Source organism: Bradyrhizobium sp. 18BD (genome assembly GCF_054185225.1).
On the sequence record NZ_JAVAYL010000011.1, the window covers coordinates 127058 to 143315 of the forward strand.

At 66.0% G+C, this 16258-nt stretch carries 18 protein-coding genes, 2 tRNA genes and 1 pseudogene; 12 read left to right on the forward strand and 9 right to left on the reverse strand.

Features of this window, described 5'->3' with window-relative positions; translation table 11 throughout:
• Positions 1 to 79: 79 nt before the first annotated feature.
• Positions 80 to 799 (forward strand): class I SAM-dependent methyltransferase, encoded by a 720-nt coding sequence (locus RAD16_RS20905; RefSeq protein ID WP_458159779.1) that lies wholly within the window; start codon positions 80 to 82, stop codon positions 797 to 799.
• 10 nt (positions 800 to 809) lie between these two features.
• Here the strand turns inward: RAD16_RS20905 and RAD16_RS20910 are convergent, their stop codons facing one another.
• A complete protein-coding gene (locus RAD16_RS20910) occupies positions 810 to 1565 on the reverse strand; it encodes a dienelactone hydrolase family protein (RefSeq protein WP_458159780.1) in 756 nt (251 codons plus the stop codon).
• 88 nt (positions 1566 to 1653) lie between these two features.
• Here RAD16_RS20910 and RAD16_RS20915 point away from each other — a divergent pair, with 88 nt between their 5' ends.
• Together RAD16_RS20915 and RAD16_RS20920 are read left to right on the forward strand one after the other, a co-directional pair.
• Positions 1654 to 2364, forward strand: a complete 711-nt coding sequence (locus RAD16_RS20915) for a class I SAM-dependent methyltransferase (protein ID WP_458159781.1) — start codon at positions 1654 to 1656, stop codon at positions 2362 to 2364.
• Positions 2365 to 2443: 79 nt separating this feature from the next.
• A pseudogene (locus RAD16_RS20920) lies at positions 2444 to 2710 on the forward strand (GFA family protein); the annotation flags it as partial.
• Positions 2711 to 2728: 18 nt separating this feature from the next.
• Here the strand turns inward: RAD16_RS20920 and RAD16_RS20925 are convergent.
• Positions 2729 to 2803: transfer RNA gene (locus RAD16_RS20925), tRNA-Thr, on the reverse strand.
• A gap of 165 nt (positions 2804 to 2968) precedes the next feature.
• Complete coding sequence (locus RAD16_RS20930) at positions 2969 to 3439, reverse strand: hypothetical protein (RefSeq protein WP_458159782.1); 471 nt, start codon at positions 3437 to 3439, stop codon at positions 2969 to 2971.
• 305 nt (positions 3440 to 3744) lie between these two features.
• Here RAD16_RS20930 and RAD16_RS20935 point away from each other — a divergent pair, with 305 nt between their 5' ends.
• Positions 3745 to 4230 carry a hypothetical protein gene (locus RAD16_RS20935; RefSeq protein WP_458159783.1) on the forward strand — a complete coding sequence of 162 codons (486 nt, stop codon included), beginning with the start codon at positions 3745 to 3747 and terminating at the stop codon, positions 4228 to 4230.
• Positions 4231 to 4274: 44 nt separating this feature from the next.
• Positions 4275 to 4775, forward strand: coding sequence for a hypothetical protein (locus RAD16_RS20940; RefSeq protein WP_458159784.1), 501 nt, complete (start codon positions 4275 to 4277; stop codon positions 4773 to 4775).
• A 244-nt stretch (positions 4776 to 5019) separates the two neighbouring features.
• On the opposite strand, the gene rlmB is transcribed toward RAD16_RS20940, so the two are convergent.
• Positions 5020 to 5850, reverse strand: a complete 831-nt coding sequence (gene rlmB / locus RAD16_RS20945) for a 23S rRNA (guanosine(2251)-2'-O)-methyltransferase RlmB (protein WP_458159785.1) — start codon at positions 5848 to 5850, stop codon at positions 5020 to 5022.
• Between the two features lie 207 nt (positions 5851 to 6057).
• Here rlmB and RAD16_RS20950 point away from each other — a divergent pair.
• Positions 6058 to 6143 (forward strand) — tRNA-Tyr (locus RAD16_RS20950).
• Positions 6144 to 6261: 118 nt separating this feature from the next.
• Here the strand turns inward: RAD16_RS20950 and RAD16_RS20955 are convergent.
• Positions 6262 to 7293: an LLM class flavin-dependent oxidoreductase gene (locus RAD16_RS20955; RefSeq protein ID WP_458159786.1), complete on the reverse strand. Its 1032-nt coding sequence runs from the start codon at positions 7291 to 7293 to the stop codon at positions 6262 to 6264.
• A 154-nt stretch (positions 7294 to 7447) separates the two neighbouring features.
• Complete coding sequence (locus RAD16_RS20960) at positions 7448 to 8371, reverse strand: LysR family transcriptional regulator (protein WP_458159787.1); 924 nt, start codon at positions 8369 to 8371, stop codon at positions 7448 to 7450.
• A gap of 114 nt (positions 8372 to 8485) precedes the next feature.
• On the opposite strand from RAD16_RS20960, the gene RAD16_RS20965 reads away from it, so the two are divergent.
• Genes RAD16_RS20965 through RAD16_RS20975 form a run of 3 tightly spaced genes read left to right on the forward strand, consistent with a single transcriptional unit; the run spans position 8486 to position 11604 of the window.
• A complete protein-coding gene (locus RAD16_RS20965; protein WP_458159788.1) occupies positions 8486 to 9844 on the forward strand; it encodes an MFS transporter in 1359 nt (452 codons plus the stop codon).
• Positions 9841 to 10344: a GAF domain-containing protein gene (locus RAD16_RS20970; protein WP_458159789.1), complete on the forward strand. Its 504-nt coding sequence runs from the start codon at positions 9841 to 9843 to the stop codon at positions 10342 to 10344. Before RAD16_RS20965 ends, RAD16_RS20970 begins: the two co-directional genes overlap by 4 nt.
• A 12-nt stretch (positions 10345 to 10356) precedes the next feature.
• Positions 10357 to 11604 (forward strand): amidohydrolase family protein, encoded by a 1248-nt coding sequence (locus RAD16_RS20975; RefSeq protein ID WP_458159790.1) that lies wholly within the window; start codon positions 10357 to 10359, stop codon positions 11602 to 11604.
• Between the two features lie 64 nt (positions 11605 to 11668).
• On the opposite strand, the gene RAD16_RS20980 is transcribed toward RAD16_RS20975, so the two are convergent.
• On the reverse strand, positions 11669 to 13726 hold the full coding sequence (locus RAD16_RS20980) for an ATP-dependent helicase (RefSeq protein WP_458159791.1): 2058 nt from the start codon (positions 13724 to 13726) through the stop codon (positions 11669 to 11671).
• A gap of 124 nt (positions 13727 to 13850) precedes the next feature.
• Between RAD16_RS20980 and RAD16_RS20985 the strand changes: the two genes are divergently transcribed.
• Positions 13851 to 14441, forward strand: coding sequence for a TMEM175 family protein (locus tag RAD16_RS20985; protein ID WP_458159792.1), 591 nt, complete (start codon positions 13851 to 13853; stop codon positions 14439 to 14441).
• 8 nt (positions 14442 to 14449) lie between these two features.
• Here the strand turns inward: RAD16_RS20985 and RAD16_RS20990 are convergent, their stop codons facing one another.
• Positions 14450 to 14830 (reverse strand): YciI family protein, encoded by a 381-nt coding sequence (locus RAD16_RS20990; protein WP_458159793.1) that lies wholly within the window; start codon positions 14828 to 14830, stop codon positions 14450 to 14452.
• Between the two features lie 210 nt (positions 14831 to 15040).
• Here RAD16_RS20990 and RAD16_RS20995 point away from each other — a divergent pair, with 210 nt between their 5' ends.
• Complete coding sequence (locus tag RAD16_RS20995) at positions 15041 to 15226, forward strand: hypothetical protein (protein ID WP_458159794.1); 186 nt, start codon at positions 15041 to 15043, stop codon at positions 15224 to 15226.
• A gap of 26 nt (positions 15227 to 15252) precedes the next feature.
• Complete coding sequence (locus RAD16_RS21000) at positions 15253 to 15456, forward strand: hypothetical protein (RefSeq protein ID WP_458159795.1); 204 nt, start codon at positions 15253 to 15255, stop codon at positions 15454 to 15456.
• A gap of 10 nt (positions 15457 to 15466) precedes the next feature.
• On the opposite strand, the gene RAD16_RS21005 is transcribed toward RAD16_RS21000, so the two are convergent.
• Positions 15467 to 16180 carry a substrate-binding periplasmic protein gene (locus tag RAD16_RS21005; RefSeq protein ID WP_458159796.1) on the reverse strand — a complete coding sequence of 238 codons (714 nt, stop codon included), beginning with the start codon at positions 16178 to 16180 and terminating at the stop codon, positions 15467 to 15469.
• Positions 16181 to 16258 lie beyond the last annotated feature (78 nt).

Below are 16258 nucleotides of genomic sequence, written 5' to 3' on the forward strand. Positions count from 1 at the left end.
GTTGAACTCTGATCCAATCCGTGGTCAGTAGCGGTCCCCGCGATGTGCGCGGCCAACATCCATTTCACAAGGCCACCCCATGAACGAGGATGTCAGCGACGACTGGGCCGCGTCTGCGGCCGCCTGGATCGTCGAGCAGGGCAACGACGGCGACTATGGCCGCCGCTTCGTGCTGGATGCGCCGATGCGCGAGCGCATCGAAGGGCGCGGCTTCCGCAATGCGCTGGATGTCGGCTGCGGGGAGGGGCGCTTCTGCCGCATCATGCAGCGTGCCGGCATCCGCACCACCGGCATTGACCCGACCGAGGCGCTGCTCGCGCGCGCGAGGGAGCTGGACCCGGATGGCGACTATCGGCTCGGCCGTGCGGAGACGCTCGAGGCCGATGCGGATTTCGATCTCGTCGTCAGCTATCTCAGCCTGATCGACATGCCGCATCTCGGCGCAGCGATCGCAAAAATGGTGGCGGCGCTGCGGCCGGGCGGCACGCTGCTGATCGCCAATCTGACCAGCTTCAATACCGCCGGTCAGCCGACCGGCTGGACGCGCGACGGCGAGGGCGTCCTGCGCTTCGCCATCGATCACTACATGGACGAGCGGCCGATCTGGGTGAGCTGGCGCGGTATCCGGATTCAGAACTGGCATCGTCCGCTCAGCACCTACATGACGCTGCTGCTGGATCAGGGCCTCCAGTTGCGACTGTTCGTCGAGCCGAGGCCCGCAGGCGGCGACCCCGACAGGAACGCCCTTCATCTGCGGGTGCCATATTTCCACATCATGGAATGGCAGAAGCCGGCTTGAGCCGGTCCGGTCAGACCGCCAGTTTGGCCTGGAAGAACCGTGTGACGCGATCGATTGCATCTGGCGTCATCGGGTCGGTGTCGGAGAAGTCAAACCCGTGAGCCCTGCCCGGATAGGGCACGAATTCGGCCTCGGCACCGGCGGCCTTGCCGAGTTCGACGAGCTCACGTCCTTTGGCGATCGGCACGTTTCGGTCCTCCTCGCCATGTAGTACGATGAGCGGTGGCAAATGCTTGACCTTGGTGGCCATGGCCTCGGGCATGCCTCCGTAGAGCACTGCGACAGCTGTAATGCGGGTGTCGCGCGCGGCGGCCTCGGCGGCGATGTAGCTGCCCAGCGAGAAGCCGAGCAGGCCGATGCGTCCCGAGCTGTCGGTCCGGCCGAGCACAGCCGTCACGGTGGCGGCGACCGTATCGGCCCAGTCGTCGAACCGCCTCGTCTCATAGGCCTCGCGGATCTCATGCGAGGTGGATGTCAACGCAGCCATGTCGGCCGACGTCATGTAGCGGAGAAAATAGGTGTCGATGCCTCGCGCCGTCAGCGCATCGGCATAGCGCTCATAGGCGCGGGCTCTGAGCTCGATGCCGCGGGCGCCGTGTAGCGCGATTACGGCGGGGCGCCTCTCCGATCCGGCCGCCGCATAACGCGACACGGAGAGGCTGTCGCGGCCGGAGGTAACGTTGAACTCTTCGCCGGGAGCGCAGCGTGCGGCAATGGGTGACAGCAGAGCGGCGAGGCCGCCCAGGGCCATTCGTCGGGTGATCATCAACGAACTCGCTTGCGAGAGATTCTGGATTGAACGCCTCGCCCGTATAGTATGCTTGCGACGGAATCTTGACGCGAGTCCCCGCTTGATGATCGCCAATCGTCCCCCTGTGCTCGCCCATGAGCGCTTCGTCGCCGACCGCGAGAATTTTGCCGGCCTCGATCTCGCCGCTCGCTTCGAGCGAATCGAGCGGACCAACCTCTGGGGAGCTACGACCTCGGTGTCGGGCCTCGGCTCTGAGGATCGCGCCACTGCAGCGATCCGCGAAGTACTGCCCGGCCTGTTGCAGCAGCTCGGCGCGCGCTCGCTGCTCGATGCGCCCTGCGGAGATGCGGGCTGGATCGGCCGCATGAAGCTCGAGATCGGCTACACCGGCATCGATATCGTGCCGTCGCTGATCGCGGCCAACAGCGAGCGCGTGGCCCGCGGTGAACTCGCCGGTCGCTTCCACGTCGCGGACATCACGCGCGATGCGCTGCCGAGCGCCGACGTCATTCTCTGCCGCGATTGTCTGGTGCATCTGAGCTTCGACAATATCGCCCGCGCCGTCACCAATTTTCGCGCCAGCGGCGCGCGCTTCCTGCTGGTCACGACGTTTCCCGAATGGGACGACAACCGCGATTGCGAGGACGGCGACTGGCGGGCGCTGAATATGGAGAAGGCGCCGTTCGGCTGGCCGGCGCCGCGCGCGCTGATCAACGAGCGCTGCGAGGAGGGCGGTGGCGGCTGGCACGACAAGAGCATTGGGCTGTGGCAGCTCGACGAGCTGCCGGAACGGCTGGTCCAGACGACCACCTGAACGGCGAGATTTTCTTCGTCAGTCAAAACAGGCATGCGGGCTCCGGCTTCAGCGCGTTGAGATACGGAGCCGGAGGTGCGCGGGTCTGCCGAAGGAGTACGTTCGTTCAGCCGAGAGCGGCGGCAAGGTCCGTTCCTATTTCTGCTCCGATTGCGGTTCGACGGTGTATTGGAAAGCCGACAACCTGCCGTCGATGCTTGGCGTTGCCGTCGGCACTATTGCGGACCCGGATTTCCCCGCGCCCATCAAGTCGGTGTTCGAGCGGTCGAAACATGCCTGGGTCGCGATCGACGGCACCGGCGTCGAGCATCTGCAGCACGGCAGTATGCAGAAGAGTTCGGGCTGAGTGACGGGCATGGCGTGCTGGTGCCGGCTGAGGGGATTGAACCCCCGACCTTCGGTTTACAAAACCGCTGCTCTACCGCTGAGCTAAGCCGGCGACGCTGGAATGCGGGCAGGGCCGGCATGCGCCGGGCTGTCCGCCCGCGCGCCGCAATATCAGACTTGATCGGAAAGTGCCAGAACCCGCGCGGGGCGTTTCGCCGGCATGAAACAGGCGGCCCGGAGGGCCGCCTGAAACCTTTCAGCCTGATCGAAGAGGGCCTTACTGGCAGATGTGCCGGCGGCCGTCCTCGCCCTTGATCCAGGTGCCGGGCCTGCAAACGATGCCGTTACGGGCGGCATAGGTATCCCAATTCCCATACCAGCCCATTTCGCCGCGGTCATAGCTGCCGTTGTAGCTGCTGGAAGCGTATGCATTGCCCCAGCCTTGGAACGGCGCGGAGGCGACGGCTGCCGCGGTACCGACGGCAGCACCAGCGACGGCGCCCGCTGTATCGACCGGCCAGAAGCCGCTGTTCGCCCTGTTCGGCTCATTGTAGCGGGCTGCTCGCCGATATTGTCGCTGTTGGCGGCTGGTGGCGTAGGGGCTGCCGGCTCCGGCGTTCAGGCAATTTTCGCTTGGGAACATGGATTCACACGCCGCAGGATTGGTGATGGAAGCTTGACCCAATGCGGGGCTCGCCAACGCGGACGCAGCGAGCGCAGCCGCGCCGATCAATTTCAGGCTCGTCATGGTCTCTACTCCATGTGGTTGGGATCGTGGCTAAGTGCGGCACTCCAGAGTCGTTCCGTGGTTTTCGTGCAAGCGGGGTCACATCGACGTGAGCCCGTCCAGGATGTGCAGTTCGTGCCACGCAACCCCGCGCGCTTCCGGCACACGCGCGCATTCTCATCCCGTTAACGCTTCGCTAGCGCGCCTTGCGGCATTTGAGCCGCTCTCGACCCTTGCGCGTTAGGCTTACCGGAAATTGGCGAGCTGGCCTTAACCCTCTCTGTGGCGCAATCGGTTAGGTTGTCTGCGGATAAACGGGATTTCTCATGCGCGCCGTGGCACTTGCTGCCCTCTTGATCGGACTGCCTGCGACGGCGTTGGCCGGCGGCGGCTTCGATATCGTCGTGCCCGGCCGTCCCGGCGTGCCCATCATCATCAATGGCATCGACGCGTCCTATAGCGTCGTCGAGGGCGTCTGGGGCCTCGGCAAGAACGTCCAGGTGCAGCCGACCATTTATGGCGGACGCTATATCGCCGAGCGGCAGCCCGATGATGTCGGCCATTATTATCCGACGCTGGGCCTGCGGCCCGGCTACGGCCGGCTCGAGGTCGAGCCGCCCGCGAACCGCAAATTGCCCAAGCCCGCCGAGAGCTATCACCAGAGCTGGGGCGCATCGTCCGCACCGCTGCCGGTGCAGATGGACCCGCCCGTCGATCCGCCGCCGGTGATCTACGCGCCCGAGATCAATGACCGGCCGCGCCGGCCCCGGCCGCGTCCGCATGTCGAATTGCCCGGCAAACCGCCGGGTTGAGAAACGTCAAAAATCCAACAAACGGAAATCAACAGGAGAGAGTAATGCGTCAAATGATTTCGGGACTGGTCGCGGCGGCAGCCGTGATGTTCGCTGCCACCGCGCCGGCCTCGGCGTGCGGCTTCACCTCGTGCGCTCCGGTCGCGCCGGTCTTCTCCGGCTGCAACACCGGTTGCGGCGGCTATGGTTACGGCTATGGCGCCTATGAGCGTCTCGCCGAGCCGACCACGCAATATTACTACGTCAACCAGGGCCCGACCTACACCGGCCCGGGCGCCTTCGCGCCGTATCCGACCTATCGTGAGGACGCGGTCGTTGCCCCCGCCAACTACGGCTACGGTTATGGCTATCGCGCCGCCGCCGTCGAAGCGCCAGCCGCTTATCCCTATCGCCGCCCGTACTACCGTCCGTATCGCTACGGCTATGGCCCCCGTTACGGCTATCTGCCGCGCACGCATTACGGCTACGGCCCGCGCTATGGCTACGCGCACCGTCACGCGCCGTACTATTACGGCGGCCACCGCGTGCTGCGCCGCTATTACTGATCTCTGATCGGTTGAGCTGACGAGACGCCTGTCCGCGCGATGCGGGCAGGCGTTTTGCTTTTCACCTCGCCCCGCTTGCGGGGAGAGGTCGGATTGCATCGAAGATGCAATCCGGGTGAGGGGGGCTCTCCGCGAGTCCAGCTGTCACCGTGATTGCGGAAGCAGCCCCTCACCCCAGCGCGAGCGTAGCTCGTCGCGGCCCCGCAAGAGCGGGGCGAGGGAGCGCACCTGCTTCGCGGCCGATCTACCGTTTCATCAAGCCGAGGCGGCTAGCGCCGACATAGAGCGAGAGCACGGCGGCGTTCGAGACGTTGAGGCTCTTGATCTCGCCGGGCATGTCGAGCCGCGCCACGACGCTGCAGGTCTCGCGCGTCAATTGCCGCAGGCCCTTGCCTTCGGCGCCCAGCACCAGCGCGAGCGGCTCGCGCAGCGTGACGTCGGAGAGGTCCTCGCTGCCTTCGCTGTCCAGCCCAACCGTCTGGAAGCCGCGCTCGTTCAGCGCGGTGAGCGCACGGGCCAGGTTTTGCACAGTGATAACAGGCACCAGTTCCAGCGCGCCGGAGGCGGCCTTGGCCAGCACGCCGGTCGCCTCGGGACTGTGGCGCGCGGTGGTGACGATCGCCTTCACCGCGAATGCGGCGGCGGAGCGCAGGATGGCGCCGACATTGTGCGGATCGGTGATCTGGTCGAGCACCAGCACCATGCCTTCCTGCTTCAAGGTCTCGATGTCCGGCGAGGGCAGGGGATCGGCTTCGGCCAGCAGGCCCTGATGCACGGCGTCGGGCGAGAGCAGGCGGTCGATCTCCTGGGGCCGCACGATCTCGGGGGTGACGCCGGTCTCGATGTTTTCCTCAGCAAGGCGCCTTGCGGCGTTCTCGGTCAGCGTCAGCTTGCGGATCCGGCGCTGCGGGTTGGCGAGCGCCATCGTGACGGTGTGCCAGCCATAGAGGATGACGGGTCCGTCGGGTCCCGAATCGCGGTCGCGCCAGGCCGGCCGGCCGGTTGATTTCCCGGGCCTGTTGAAGGGCTTAGCCCCGCCGCGGGGGCCCCTCGGGGCGAATTTTTTGTCCTTCATGGGCTCGCTTGTGTCACGGGTGCCGGAATATGGCAATTTGGGTGCCTTCGAAGGCGATTTTAGCTGTTCGCCTCGGTTGACTTTGCCCCACCGCTTCGCCCATAAACGCGCCCGGTCGCGCCCCGATCCGGGTTGTCGCGGCCTTCACGTTCCATGGCCGTCTTCGGTCCGCCGGCAAGGTCCGGCCCGATTGTGCTGCCGTCGAGCGGGGGAGTGTCCCGAGTGGCAAAGGGAGCTGACTGTAAATCAGCCGCCTCATGGCTTCGCAGGTTCGAGTCCTGCCTCCCCCACCAGCCTTCGCTCGCTTCGCGAGCTACGGCTGGGCAAGCCAGCCCAAATCACCGTCACGCGAAGCTAACGAAGGCTGCCGCCCCGTAGCCTGAAGGGCGCGAGGCGGGCTGTCGCGAGGCGCTACCCCATCATCTCCCGCACCAGCGGAACCACCTTGCGTCCATAGAGCTCGATGCTCGTCATCAGCTTCTCGTGCGGCAGCGGCCCGGCCGAATATTTCAGCTGGAAGCGCGAGATGCCGAGCGCCTTCGCCGTCTTGGCGATCTTGCGCGCGACCGTTTCCGGCGAGCCGACATAGAGCGAGCCGTGCTCGGCCTCGTTGACGAACTCGTCGCGGCCCATCGGCGGCCAGCCGCGCTCCTTGCCGATGCGGTCGCGCATCGCCTTGTAGTCGGGCCACAGCTCTTCGCGCGCCTGCTCGTCGGTCTCGGCGACATAGCCGGGCGAGTGCACGCCGATCGGCTGCGCGGGGCGGCCGAATTCCTTGAAGGCGCGGTGATAGAGATCGACATAGGGCGCAAAGCGCGCGGGATCGCCGCCGATGATCGCGAGCATCAAGGGCAGATCGTAATGCGCGGCCCGCACCACCGATTGCGGACTGCCGCCGACGCCGATCCAGGTCTTCAAGGTGCCGTTCTCGACCGGCGGATAGACCAGTTGATCCCGCAGCGGCGGACGCAGCTTGCCCTCCCAGGTCACCGGCTTCTGCGACAAGAGCGCTGCGAACAGGTCGAGCTTCTCCTCGAACAGCTCTTCGTATTTGCGCAGATCGAAACCGAACAGCGGAAAGGATTCCGTGAACGAGCCGCGGCCGAGGATCACCTCGGCGCGTCCGTTCGAGAGCGCATCGATCGTGGCGAAGCGCTGGAACACGCGGATCGGATCGTCCGAGCTCAGCACCGTCACGGCCGAGCCGAGATGGATGTGCTTGGTGCGCGAGGCGATCGCCGCGAGCGCGGTCTCGGGCGAGGAGATCGCAAAATCGGCGCGGTGATGCTCACCGAGGCCGATGAAGTCGAGGCCGAGCTCGTCGGCCAGCACGGCTTCCGCGACGACGTTGCGGATCACCTGCGCATGCGGAAGCATGGCGCCGGAGGCATCCCTCGTGACGTCGCCAAAGGTGTCCAGGCCGAATTGCAGTGGTGTGGTCATTGATGAGGGTCTCTGCGGGCGGCCTTGCGCCCGTCATCATGGGAGGGGAAAGGTTTTGCGGTCGAGCTAGGCCGCATCGGACGGTGCGACAATGCAGCTTCGGGAAACGCATCGTTTCCGCTTTTGACATCGTGCCGGGCTCGCGCCCATTCGCTCAATCGGATCTGGCGAACATCTCGACCAGGGTCTCGCGCAGCCAGCGCTGCGCCGGCACGGTGTCGTTGCGCTGATGCCAGAACAGGCTGACGATGCGCGGCGGCGCCTTGAGCGGCAGCGGCATGGCGTGCAGGAACGGCGCGTGCCGAGACTGCGAGCGCAAATCGCTCGGCATCACCGCGATGAGATCCGACTGGCGCACGACCTCGTAGGCGGCGCTGTAATGATTGACGGTCGCAACCAGATTGCGCGACTGCCCGCGCGAGGCGAGGAACAGATCGTAGGACGGCATGGTCTTGCCCGCGAGGCTGACATCGACGTGGCCCGCGTTCAGGAAGGTGCGCGTGCTCAGCCGCTTCTGGGCGGCGAGGGGATGGCCGCGCCGCATGAAGCAGGCATAGTCGACGGTCCACAGCGAGCGTGAGCGAATGGCGGCCGGCTGCTGCGCCTCGTTGACATAGACGCTGAGCACGCAATCGACCCTGTTGTCCTCGAGCTGGTCGGCGATCTCCAGCACGGTGTTGGGCACAGTGTGGACGCGCGCCTTCGGGGCGACCTCGCCGAGATGATTCAGCAGGTTCGGCATCACCAGCGAGGAGACGTAGTCCGACATCGACAGGCTGAACTCGGTCTGCGCGCGGGTGGGATCGAACACCCGCTCGTCGAGCGCACCGCGCACGCTTTCCAGCGCTTCGCCGATCGGCTCCCACAGCGCAGCCGCGCGCTGGGTGGGACGAATTCCGGTCCCGGAGCGCACGAACAGGGGATCGCCGAGCGCGTCGCGCAGCCGCGCGAGCGCGTTGCTGACCGCGGGTTGGGTCATGCGCAGCGCATTCGCGGCGCGCGTGACGCTGCCCTCGGTCATCAGCGCCTCGAACACTTTCAGCAGGTTGAGGTCGAGCGCGCGGAACGACACGGACATTCACCCCAGTGATATATTAGATCATGATTATAAATTATGACGATAATGTCACTTTGTCTATGGTTTCCCCCAGGGACACGCGGAGCGCCGGGCCGCCAGACTGAGGGGACTTTCATGTCGATGATTTCGGCGCGGGTCGAGCGCCTTCCATTCGCACGCTTTCACAAGCATCTGCTGCTGATGGGCGGGCTCGGCTACATGTTCGACGCGATGGACGCGGCGGTGCTGGCCTTCATCCTGCCGGTGCTGCGCACGTCGTGGAATCTGTCGAGCGTCCAGATCGGCGTGCTCGGCAGCAGCACCTATATCGGCTTCCTGTTCGGCGCGCTGTTCGCCGGCACGCTCGGCGACCTGATCGGCCGCCGCGCCGTGATGATGTCGGCGCTCGCGCTCTATTGCGTGGCGTCGATCGTGAGCGCGGTGGTGGACACGTGGCCGACGTTCTTCGCCGCGCGGGTCGTCGCCGGCATGGGCACCGGCGCGGAGAGCGCGATCATCGCGCCCTATCTCGCCGAGTTCGTGGCGCGCCGCTACCGCGGCAGCTTTACCGGTGCGCTGGCCGGCTTCTTCTCGTTCGGCTTCGTCGCGGCGGCCTTGCTCGGCTACTTCATCGTTCCCGCCTACGACAACGGCTGGCGCATCGTGCTGGTTATCACCGCGGTGCCGGTCGTCATGCTGTTGTGGTGGCGGCGGGCTCTGCCGGAATCGCCGCGCTGGCTCGAAAGCCGGGGACGGGAGAAGGAGGCCGAAGCCGTTCTCGACAGGATCGAGGCCAGCTTCGCGCGTGCGGGCCATAAGCTGCCGCTGCCGGTGGTCGAAGCCGCGGCGCCGGCCGGGGCCGGCGGAACGTTGCTCGCCAATTTCGCGGCGCTGCTGGCGGGGCGGCAGGCGCGCATCACCATCATGACCTGGATCATGTGGCTCGCGATCACCTTCAGCTATTATTCGTTCTTCGTCTGGATCCCCGGTCTGCTGGTCCAGAACGGCATGAGCATCACCAAGAGCTTCGCCTATTCGATCGCGATCTATTGCGCGCAGATCCCCGGCTATTTCAGCGCCGCGTATTTCAACGAGCGCATCGGCCGGCAGGCGACGATTGCCACCTACATGGTGCTCGGCGGCATCAGCGCGCTCGGGCTCGCTTTCGCGCAGAGCGACCAGCAGATCATGGCGGCGGGAATTTTCCTGTCGCTGTTCATGAACGGCACCTATGCCGGCGTTTATGCCTATACCGCCGAAGTGTTCCCGACGCCGGTCAGGACCACAGGCGCCGGGCTCGCCTCCGCCATCGGCCGCATCGGTGCGATCGTCTCGCCGATCCTGGTCGGCTATCTCTACCCGAATTTCGGCTTCGCCGGTGTGTTCGGCGTCACCACCACCGTGCTGCTGCTCGGGGCGGTCACCGTCGTGCTGATGGGCGTGCCGACGCGCGGCCGGTCGCTGGAAGACATCGCGGCCGGTGAAGCGGCATGAGGGCGGCGAAACGCGGCGTCGATCCTCTGCTCTGCACGGTCGCGGCTGCGCAGGGCAGGGTGGATCAGCCGGATGCGTTGTTCGCGGCGCTGGACGAAGCCGTGCGATCGGCGATCGGGCACAAGCTGTTCACGATCCTGACCTATGACGGCGACAGCGGCGAAGCGGCGCGGATCTATTCCAATCTTCCCGGCCCATATCCGACCGGCGGACGCAAGCGCCTCGCGCCGGGTCCATGGACCGAAGCCGTTCTCGACCGCGGCGAGGCCTATATCGGCCGCACGCGGGAGGATCTGCGTGCCGTCTTCCCCGACCACGAGCTGATCGCCTCGCTCGGCTGCGAGAGCGTGCTCAACATGCCCGTGCGCTGGCGCGGCCGCACGTTCGGCTCGCTCAACCTGCTGCACGAGGCAGGCTGGTACGGCGAGGACGACGTCGCCGCGTGCCTTCCCTTTGCCCAGCTCACCTTGCCGGCCCTGCTTGCGCCGGCCCATTCCTGACAGGACGCCGCGATGCCCAGCATTCTCTTCAAGAACGCCGCGCTGCTCGATCCGCTTCAGCCGGAGCTGCTCGCCGGTCATGACGTGCTGGTCGAAGACGGCCTGATCAAGGAGGTGTCGGACCGGCCGATTCAAGTTGCCGCCGATCGCACCATCGACCTCAAGGGCAAGACGCTGATGCCCGGCCTGATCGACCTGCATGTGCATGCGATCGCCGTCGAGCTCAACCTGGCGCAGCAGGTGCACATGCCGAACGTGCTGGTGACGCTGCGCTCGACGCTGCTGCTGCGCGGCATGCTGCGGCGTGGCTTCACCACCGTACGCGATGCCGGCGGCGCCGGCCATGCGCTCAAGCAGGCGATCGAGACCGGTCTGACCGACGGGCCGCGGCTGTTCGTCTCCGGCCGCGCGCTCAGCCAGACCGGCGGTCACGGCGACATGCGGGCGCGCTCGGATTATCTGGCGAGCGACGCAACCTGTCCGTGCTGCGTGCGCGTCGGCGCGCTGGCGCGCGTTGCCGACGGTGTCGACGGCGTGCGCAAGGCGGTGCGCGAGGAGCTGCAGATGGGCGCCGACCAGATCAAGATCATGGCCTCCGGCGGCGTCGCCTCGCCGACCGACCCGGTCGGCGCCTTCGGCTACTCCGAGGACGAGATCCGCGCCATCGTCGAGGAGGCGCGCGGGCGCCAGACCTATGTGCTCGCTCACGCCTACACCGCCGCCGCGATCGAGCGCGCGGTCCGCTGCGGCGTGCGCACCATCGAGCATGGCAATCTCGTGGATGCGCCGACCGCGCGGCTGATGGCCGAGAAGGGCGCCTATGTGGTGCCGACGCTCGTCACCTATGAGGCGCTCGCCAACGAGGGCGCCCAATATGGCCTGCCGGCGGAGAGCGTCGCCAAGATCGCCGATGTCCGCGATGCGGGTCTGCGCTCGCTCGCGATCTATCGCGATGCCGGCGTGAAGATGGGGTTCGGCAGCGATCTGCTCGGGCCGTCGCAGCGTCTGCAGAGCGACGAATTCCGCATTCGCGCCGAAATCCTCGGCCCGCGTGCCGTCATCGCCAGCGCGACCGTCATTGGCGCCGAGGTGCTCGGCATGGCGGGCAAGCTCGGCCGCATCGCGCCCGAGGCCATCGCGGACCTGCTGGTGGTCGACGGCAACCCGCTCCGCGATATCGCCTGCCTGCTCGGCCAGGGCGAGCACATTCCGCTGGTGATGAAGGCGGGCAAGGTCCAGTTCGACCGGCTGAACGCCTGAAGCGTTTTCGAGCGAAGTGGATACCGGTTCGCGTCAAGGCAATGCGTCAAGACAAGCGATCGACTTACCGCCACATCCCGCGCATCTTCGCGCCGATGTCGATCTTCGGCCCCTGCGCGGCGGTGCGCGCTGCGCTTGCGCCCGCCTTCGGCCAGGCGGTGCGCTCGAACAGATAGACCAGGGATTCCGGGATGAAGCGGGTGCGGGAGGCGTAGACGTGGCGGTCGCCCTTGGCGGCTTGGCCATGGACGAAGAAGCGCTGGGGAACGACGAGGTGCAGATCGTCCTTGGCGCGCGTCATCGCGACATAGAGCAGGCGGCGCTCCTCCTCGATCTCGGCGCTGGTGCCGGCGCCGAGGTCCGAGGGCATGCAGCCGTCGACGACGTTGAGCACGAACACCGACTTCCACTCCTGGCCCTTGGCGGAATGAATGGTGGAGAGGATCAGATAGTCCTCATCACGAAGCGGAGGCCCGGATTTGTCGCTGGTCGCGTCCGGCGGATCGAGCGTGAGCTCGGTCAGAAATTTCTCGCGCGAGGAATAGCCGCTCGCGATCTGCTCGAGCTGCATCAAATCGGCGCGGCGGGTCTCGGAATCCTCGTGGATGCGGTCGAGATGCGGCTCGTACCAGAGCCGCACGCGCTCGAGATCGGCAGGCCATTCCGAGTAGCGCAGGTTTTCGACCGTACGGACGAAGTCGGTCCAGTCGGCGCCGGTGCGCGCCGGCACCGGGAGCAGGGAGAGCGCGTGCAGCGGATCAGTGCTCTCCGCCATCTGGTCGAGCACGCGCTGCGCGGTCGCCGGGCCGATGCCCGGCAACAGATGCAGGATGCGGAAGCCGGCGACGCGGTCGCGCGGGTTTTCGGCAAAGCGCAGCAGCGCCAGCGTGTCCTTGACGTGCGCGGCATCGAGGAATTTCAGCCCGCCGAACTTCACGAAGGGAATGTTGCGGCGGGTCAGCTCGATCTCGAGCGGGCCGGAATGCGAGGACGTGCGGAACAGCACAGCCTGGTGCTTGAGCAGCGCGCCTTGTTCGCGATTGGCCAGCACCTCCTCGACGATGTAGCGCGCCTGGTCGGCCTCGTCATGCACGGTGACGAGCTGCGGCTTCTGCCCGGAGGCGCGTTCGGTCCAGAGGTTTTTTGTGAAGCGCTCGCGCGCGAGCCCGATGACGCCGTTGGCCGCCGCGAGCACAGCTTGCGTCGAACGGTAATTGCGGTCGAGCGTGATCATCTCCGCGCGCGGCGAAAAGCTCTGCGGAAAATCCAGGATATTGCGCACGGTCGCGGCGCGGAACGAATAGATCGACTGCGCGTCGTCGCCGACGACGGTGAGCCCGCGGCCGTCGGGCTTGAGCGCCAGCAGGATCGAGGATTGCAGGCGGTTGGTGTCCTGATATTCGTCGACCAGGACATGATCGAAGCGGCTGCCGATTTCTTCGGCGATCAGCGCATCGCTCATCATCTGCGACCAATAGAGCAGGAGGTCGTCGTAATCGAGCACGTGCTGGGCCTGCTTGGCCTCGACGTAAGCGGCGAACAGGCCCTTCAACTCGGCGGCCCAGCCGGCGCACCAGGGATAGTGCGCGCCCAGCACCTTCTCGATCTCCATCTCGGCGTTGACGCAGCGCGAGTAGATCGACAGGCAGGTGCCCTTGGCGGGAAAGCGGCTCTCGGTCGTCGACAGGCCGCGCTCGTGCCGCACCAGATTCATCAGGTCGGCGGAATCCTCGCGATCGTGGATGGTGAAGGCGGGATCGACGCCGATCCGCTCGGCATATTCGCGCAGGAGGCGCGCGCCGATGCCGTGGAAGGTGCCGGCCCAGGTCAGCGCATCGCGCATGATCGCGGCATTGTTGTCGCCCAGCACCTTTCGCGCGATTCGCTCGACCCGGCCGGCCATCTCGGCCGCGGCGCGGCGGGAGAACGTCATTAGCAGGATGCGGCGCGGATCGGCGCCGGCGACGATCAGATGCGCGACACGGTGGGCCAGCGTGTTGGTCTTGCCGGAGCCCGCGCCGGCGATGACGAGCAGGGGGGCACCCACGGTCACGCCGTCGGCCACGCCATGCTCGACGGCGCGGCGCTGCTCCGCATTGAGCGTGTCCAGATAGGTCGTCACGAATCGCCCCGGTGAAAGGATGAGAATCGGCGATCGCGGCGCGAATCGCAATGCGGCTGGACGCGGCCAGTGTTAAGACCTAGGGACAACACGCCCCAAACTTCCAGCCCGAAAAGCACCCGGCATGACCGAGCTCAAGCCCGAACAGTTCGAGATGCGGCGGCTGGAATCGCTCAGCAACACCATCTTTGGTGTTGCCATGACGCTGCTGGCCTATGACCTGCCCAAATCGGCCGTGTTCGCCGGCGCGCCGGACTGGGACGATCTCGCCCGCGTCTATTCCGGCAAGCTGGCCGGCTTCGCGCTCAGCTTCATCATCGCCGGCCTGTTCTGGATCAGCCATCACCGGCGTCTGGCGCGTCAGCCGGTGGGAACCCGCGGTGCGGTGATCCTCAACCTGTTCTTCCTGCTCACGATCGTGCTGCTGCCGGTGACCAACGGACTCTACACCAATTACGCCATGAGCAGCGCGGTGGCGGTGCTCTACGGCCTGCATCTGGCGGCAATCGCCGGCCTCAACGCGTGGCTGTGGTGGAGGATCTTGGGCGGCTGGCGCCGCGAGACCATGGCCTCGCTGTTTCCGCTGCTCGTGTTCATCCCGGGCACGATCGTTGCGGCATTCGCGCCGCGTGTCGCACCCTTCCTGTGGTTCATTGCCTTCGGCGGGCTCCTGATCCGGCGCTTCTATGCGTCATCGGCAGATCAGGACTCGTAGGCCTGGGTTCAAGGCGGCGTCGCGCCGAACCCATTGGCCGGCACGTAAAGCTTGACCGGGCGGATTTCGTAGACCGCGGACGGATTGACCTCGCGCAGCTTCCGCGCCGCCGCGATCGCCTCCTCATCGGTGTCGTATTCGACGAGGTGGAAGCCCAGAAGCTGCTCCTTGGTCTCGGCAAAAGGTCCGTCCAGCACCATGCCGGCGCCGGGCCCACGCAAGGTGCGGGCTTTTTTCGTGTCATCCAGGCGGGCTGCCGGCCCAAGGTGTCCGCTGGCCCGCATCGGCGCCTGGACCTCGATAACCTTGGCCACGACAGCGGCATCCTGCTCCGGCGTCCAGGACAGGATCTCGTCTTCCACATGGTAGGCCAGGATGGCGTATAGCATCGTCACCTCGTTGATTTTGATTTTTCGCTGCGCGCGTCCAGAGGACGTATTACCACAGCCAGCGCCGACACCCCCCGAGCAAAAAATATTGCGTCGCGCCGGCCTCGACGAAACCATCCTGAAACGCGATTGCGGCCCCTCTGTGTGAACGCTGCCTGAAGCCGATGCGACTGATCACCACCAAGAAGGCTGAGGAATTCGGAGGCGGCTATGTCGGGTCACACCACCAAGATCATCTGCGATGCAGGGCGGGCGGCACAATCGGAGCCTGCCGATTTGCACGACCAGTCCGGTCATCACCGTTATTACGGTAGCTCCGCCGAGAACGGCGGCGAGCGCATCGTCGAGAGCCGCCGCGGCAAGCGTCCGCGCGCGCACAATGTCTGCGGCTTCTGAAGCCTGCGGCGAGATCGTCTTCCAACATGGACGTCCTCCAAATAGCGCTCGCCTCGCTGCCGTTCCTGGTCTCGCTCGCAAGCCGGAACGGCAAGGCGATCGCGCCGTGCCTGCTCACCAGCATCTTCACCGTGCTTCTCGGCGGGGAGCCTCACAGGGCGGTCATGGCCTGGTGCGTCGGCGTGCTGATCGCCGCCGTCGCGTTGCGCGAACGGATTCGCACGATTTGAGCCGGGATGGTCACGGCGCGCTCAGGACCTGCTTGACGAGGGACTCGCGCAACGTCGCCAGCTCGCCGCTCGCCTCCATCTGCGCGATCACCGTGCCGACCTTCGGCACCAGATCGCGGTGCCGCTCGTGCAGATAGTGATAAATGTGGATGCGCTCGAGCGGCGGCGAGAGCGGGTAGATCCTGCCTTGCAGATTGAGCTTCCTCACCGCGACGAGCCCGCTGAAGAGGTCGGTGACCATCACTTCGAAACGGTCGGCGTCGAGCATCTTGACCATGCTCTCCAGGCTCGTGGTCGCGGTGACCCGGGCCATGCCGCGCGTGCCGATTTCCGACGAGCCGACGCCGCGGACGATGCCGATGCTGTAGTCGCGGATCGAATCCCAGCCGGCGACGTCGAAATACAGCTTCGTCGTGAACACCGCGGGCTCGATGTAGTTGATCGCTGGCGTGACCTGGACCAGCGTCGGATAGTCGCGGGACAGCGTTCCGATCCGCTGGATCTCGCCGTCGACCTCGCCGGCGCTCGACAGCGCCAGCGCCCGCTTGCCGGGGACGTCCTCGAATTCGAGCCTGATATTGAGCCTGGCATAGACGGCCCGCAGCATCTCGCCGCCGACATATTGGTCGGGGATGTCGGCGATGCGCGCCAGACGGATCAGCTCCTGCGCTTGCGCGGGAGCGGCTGCGAGCAACGACAGGCAGGCGAGGGCGATCCGCCACATCACGCGTCTCCTTGATCGTGCATTGCTACCACTGATCCGGAAGGCTCGTGCGGTCTACCGGAAGTGGCGTCCGACCGC

Coding starts and splice junctions, on each gene's coding strand:
- RAD16_RS20985 (WP_458159792.1), top strand. CDS start 13,851: ATGACCGAGCTCAAGCCCGAACAGTTCGAGATGCGGCGGCTGGAATCG.
- rlmB (WP_458159785.1), bottom strand. CDS start 5,850: ATGAAGGACAAAAAATTCGCCCCGAGGGGCCCCCGCGGCGGGGCTAAG.
- RAD16_RS20975 (WP_458159790.1), top strand. CDS start 10,357: ATGCCCAGCATTCTCTTCAAGAACGCCGCGCTGCTCGATCCGCTTCAG.
- RAD16_RS20940 (WP_458159784.1), top strand. CDS start 4,275: ATGCGTCAAATGATTTCGGGACTGGTCGCGGCGGCAGCCGTGATGTTC.
- RAD16_RS20970 (WP_458159789.1), top strand. CDS start 9,841: ATGAGGGCGGCGAAACGCGGCGTCGATCCTCTGCTCTGCACGGTCGCG.
- RAD16_RS20915 (WP_458159781.1), top strand. CDS start 1,654: ATGATCGCCAATCGTCCCCCTGTGCTCGCCCATGAGCGCTTCGTCGCC.
- RAD16_RS20960 (WP_458159787.1), bottom strand. CDS start 8,371: ATGTCCGTGTCGTTCCGCGCGCTCGACCTCAACCTGCTGAAAGTGTTC.
- RAD16_RS20955 (WP_458159786.1), bottom strand. CDS start 7,293: ATGACCACACCACTGCAATTCGGCCTGGACACCTTTGGCGACGTCACG.
- RAD16_RS20990 (WP_458159793.1), bottom strand. CDS start 14,830: ATGCTATACGCCATCCTGGCCTACCATGTGGAAGACGAGATCCTGTCC.
- RAD16_RS21000 (WP_458159795.1), top strand. CDS start 15,253: ATGGACGTCCTCCAAATAGCGCTCGCCTCGCTGCCGTTCCTGGTCTCG.
- RAD16_RS20935 (WP_458159783.1), top strand. CDS start 3,745: ATGCGCGCCGTGGCACTTGCTGCCCTCTTGATCGGACTGCCTGCGACG.
- RAD16_RS20995 (WP_458159794.1), top strand. CDS start 15,041: ATGTCGGGTCACACCACCAAGATCATCTGCGATGCAGGGCGGGCGGCA.
- RAD16_RS21005 (WP_458159796.1), bottom strand. CDS start 16,180: ATGTGGCGGATCGCCCTCGCCTGCCTGTCGTTGCTCGCAGCCGCTCCC.
- RAD16_RS20930 (WP_458159782.1), bottom strand. CDS start 3,439: ATGACGAGCCTGAAATTGATCGGCGCGGCTGCGCTCGCTGCGTCCGCG.
- RAD16_RS20965 (WP_458159788.1), top strand. CDS start 8,486: ATGTCGATGATTTCGGCGCGGGTCGAGCGCCTTCCATTCGCACGCTTT.
- RAD16_RS20910 (WP_458159780.1), bottom strand. CDS start 1,565: ATGATCACCCGACGAATGGCCCTGGGCGGCCTCGCCGCTCTGCTGTCA.
- RAD16_RS20905 (WP_458159779.1), top strand. CDS start 80: ATGAACGAGGATGTCAGCGACGACTGGGCCGCGTCTGCGGCCGCCTGG.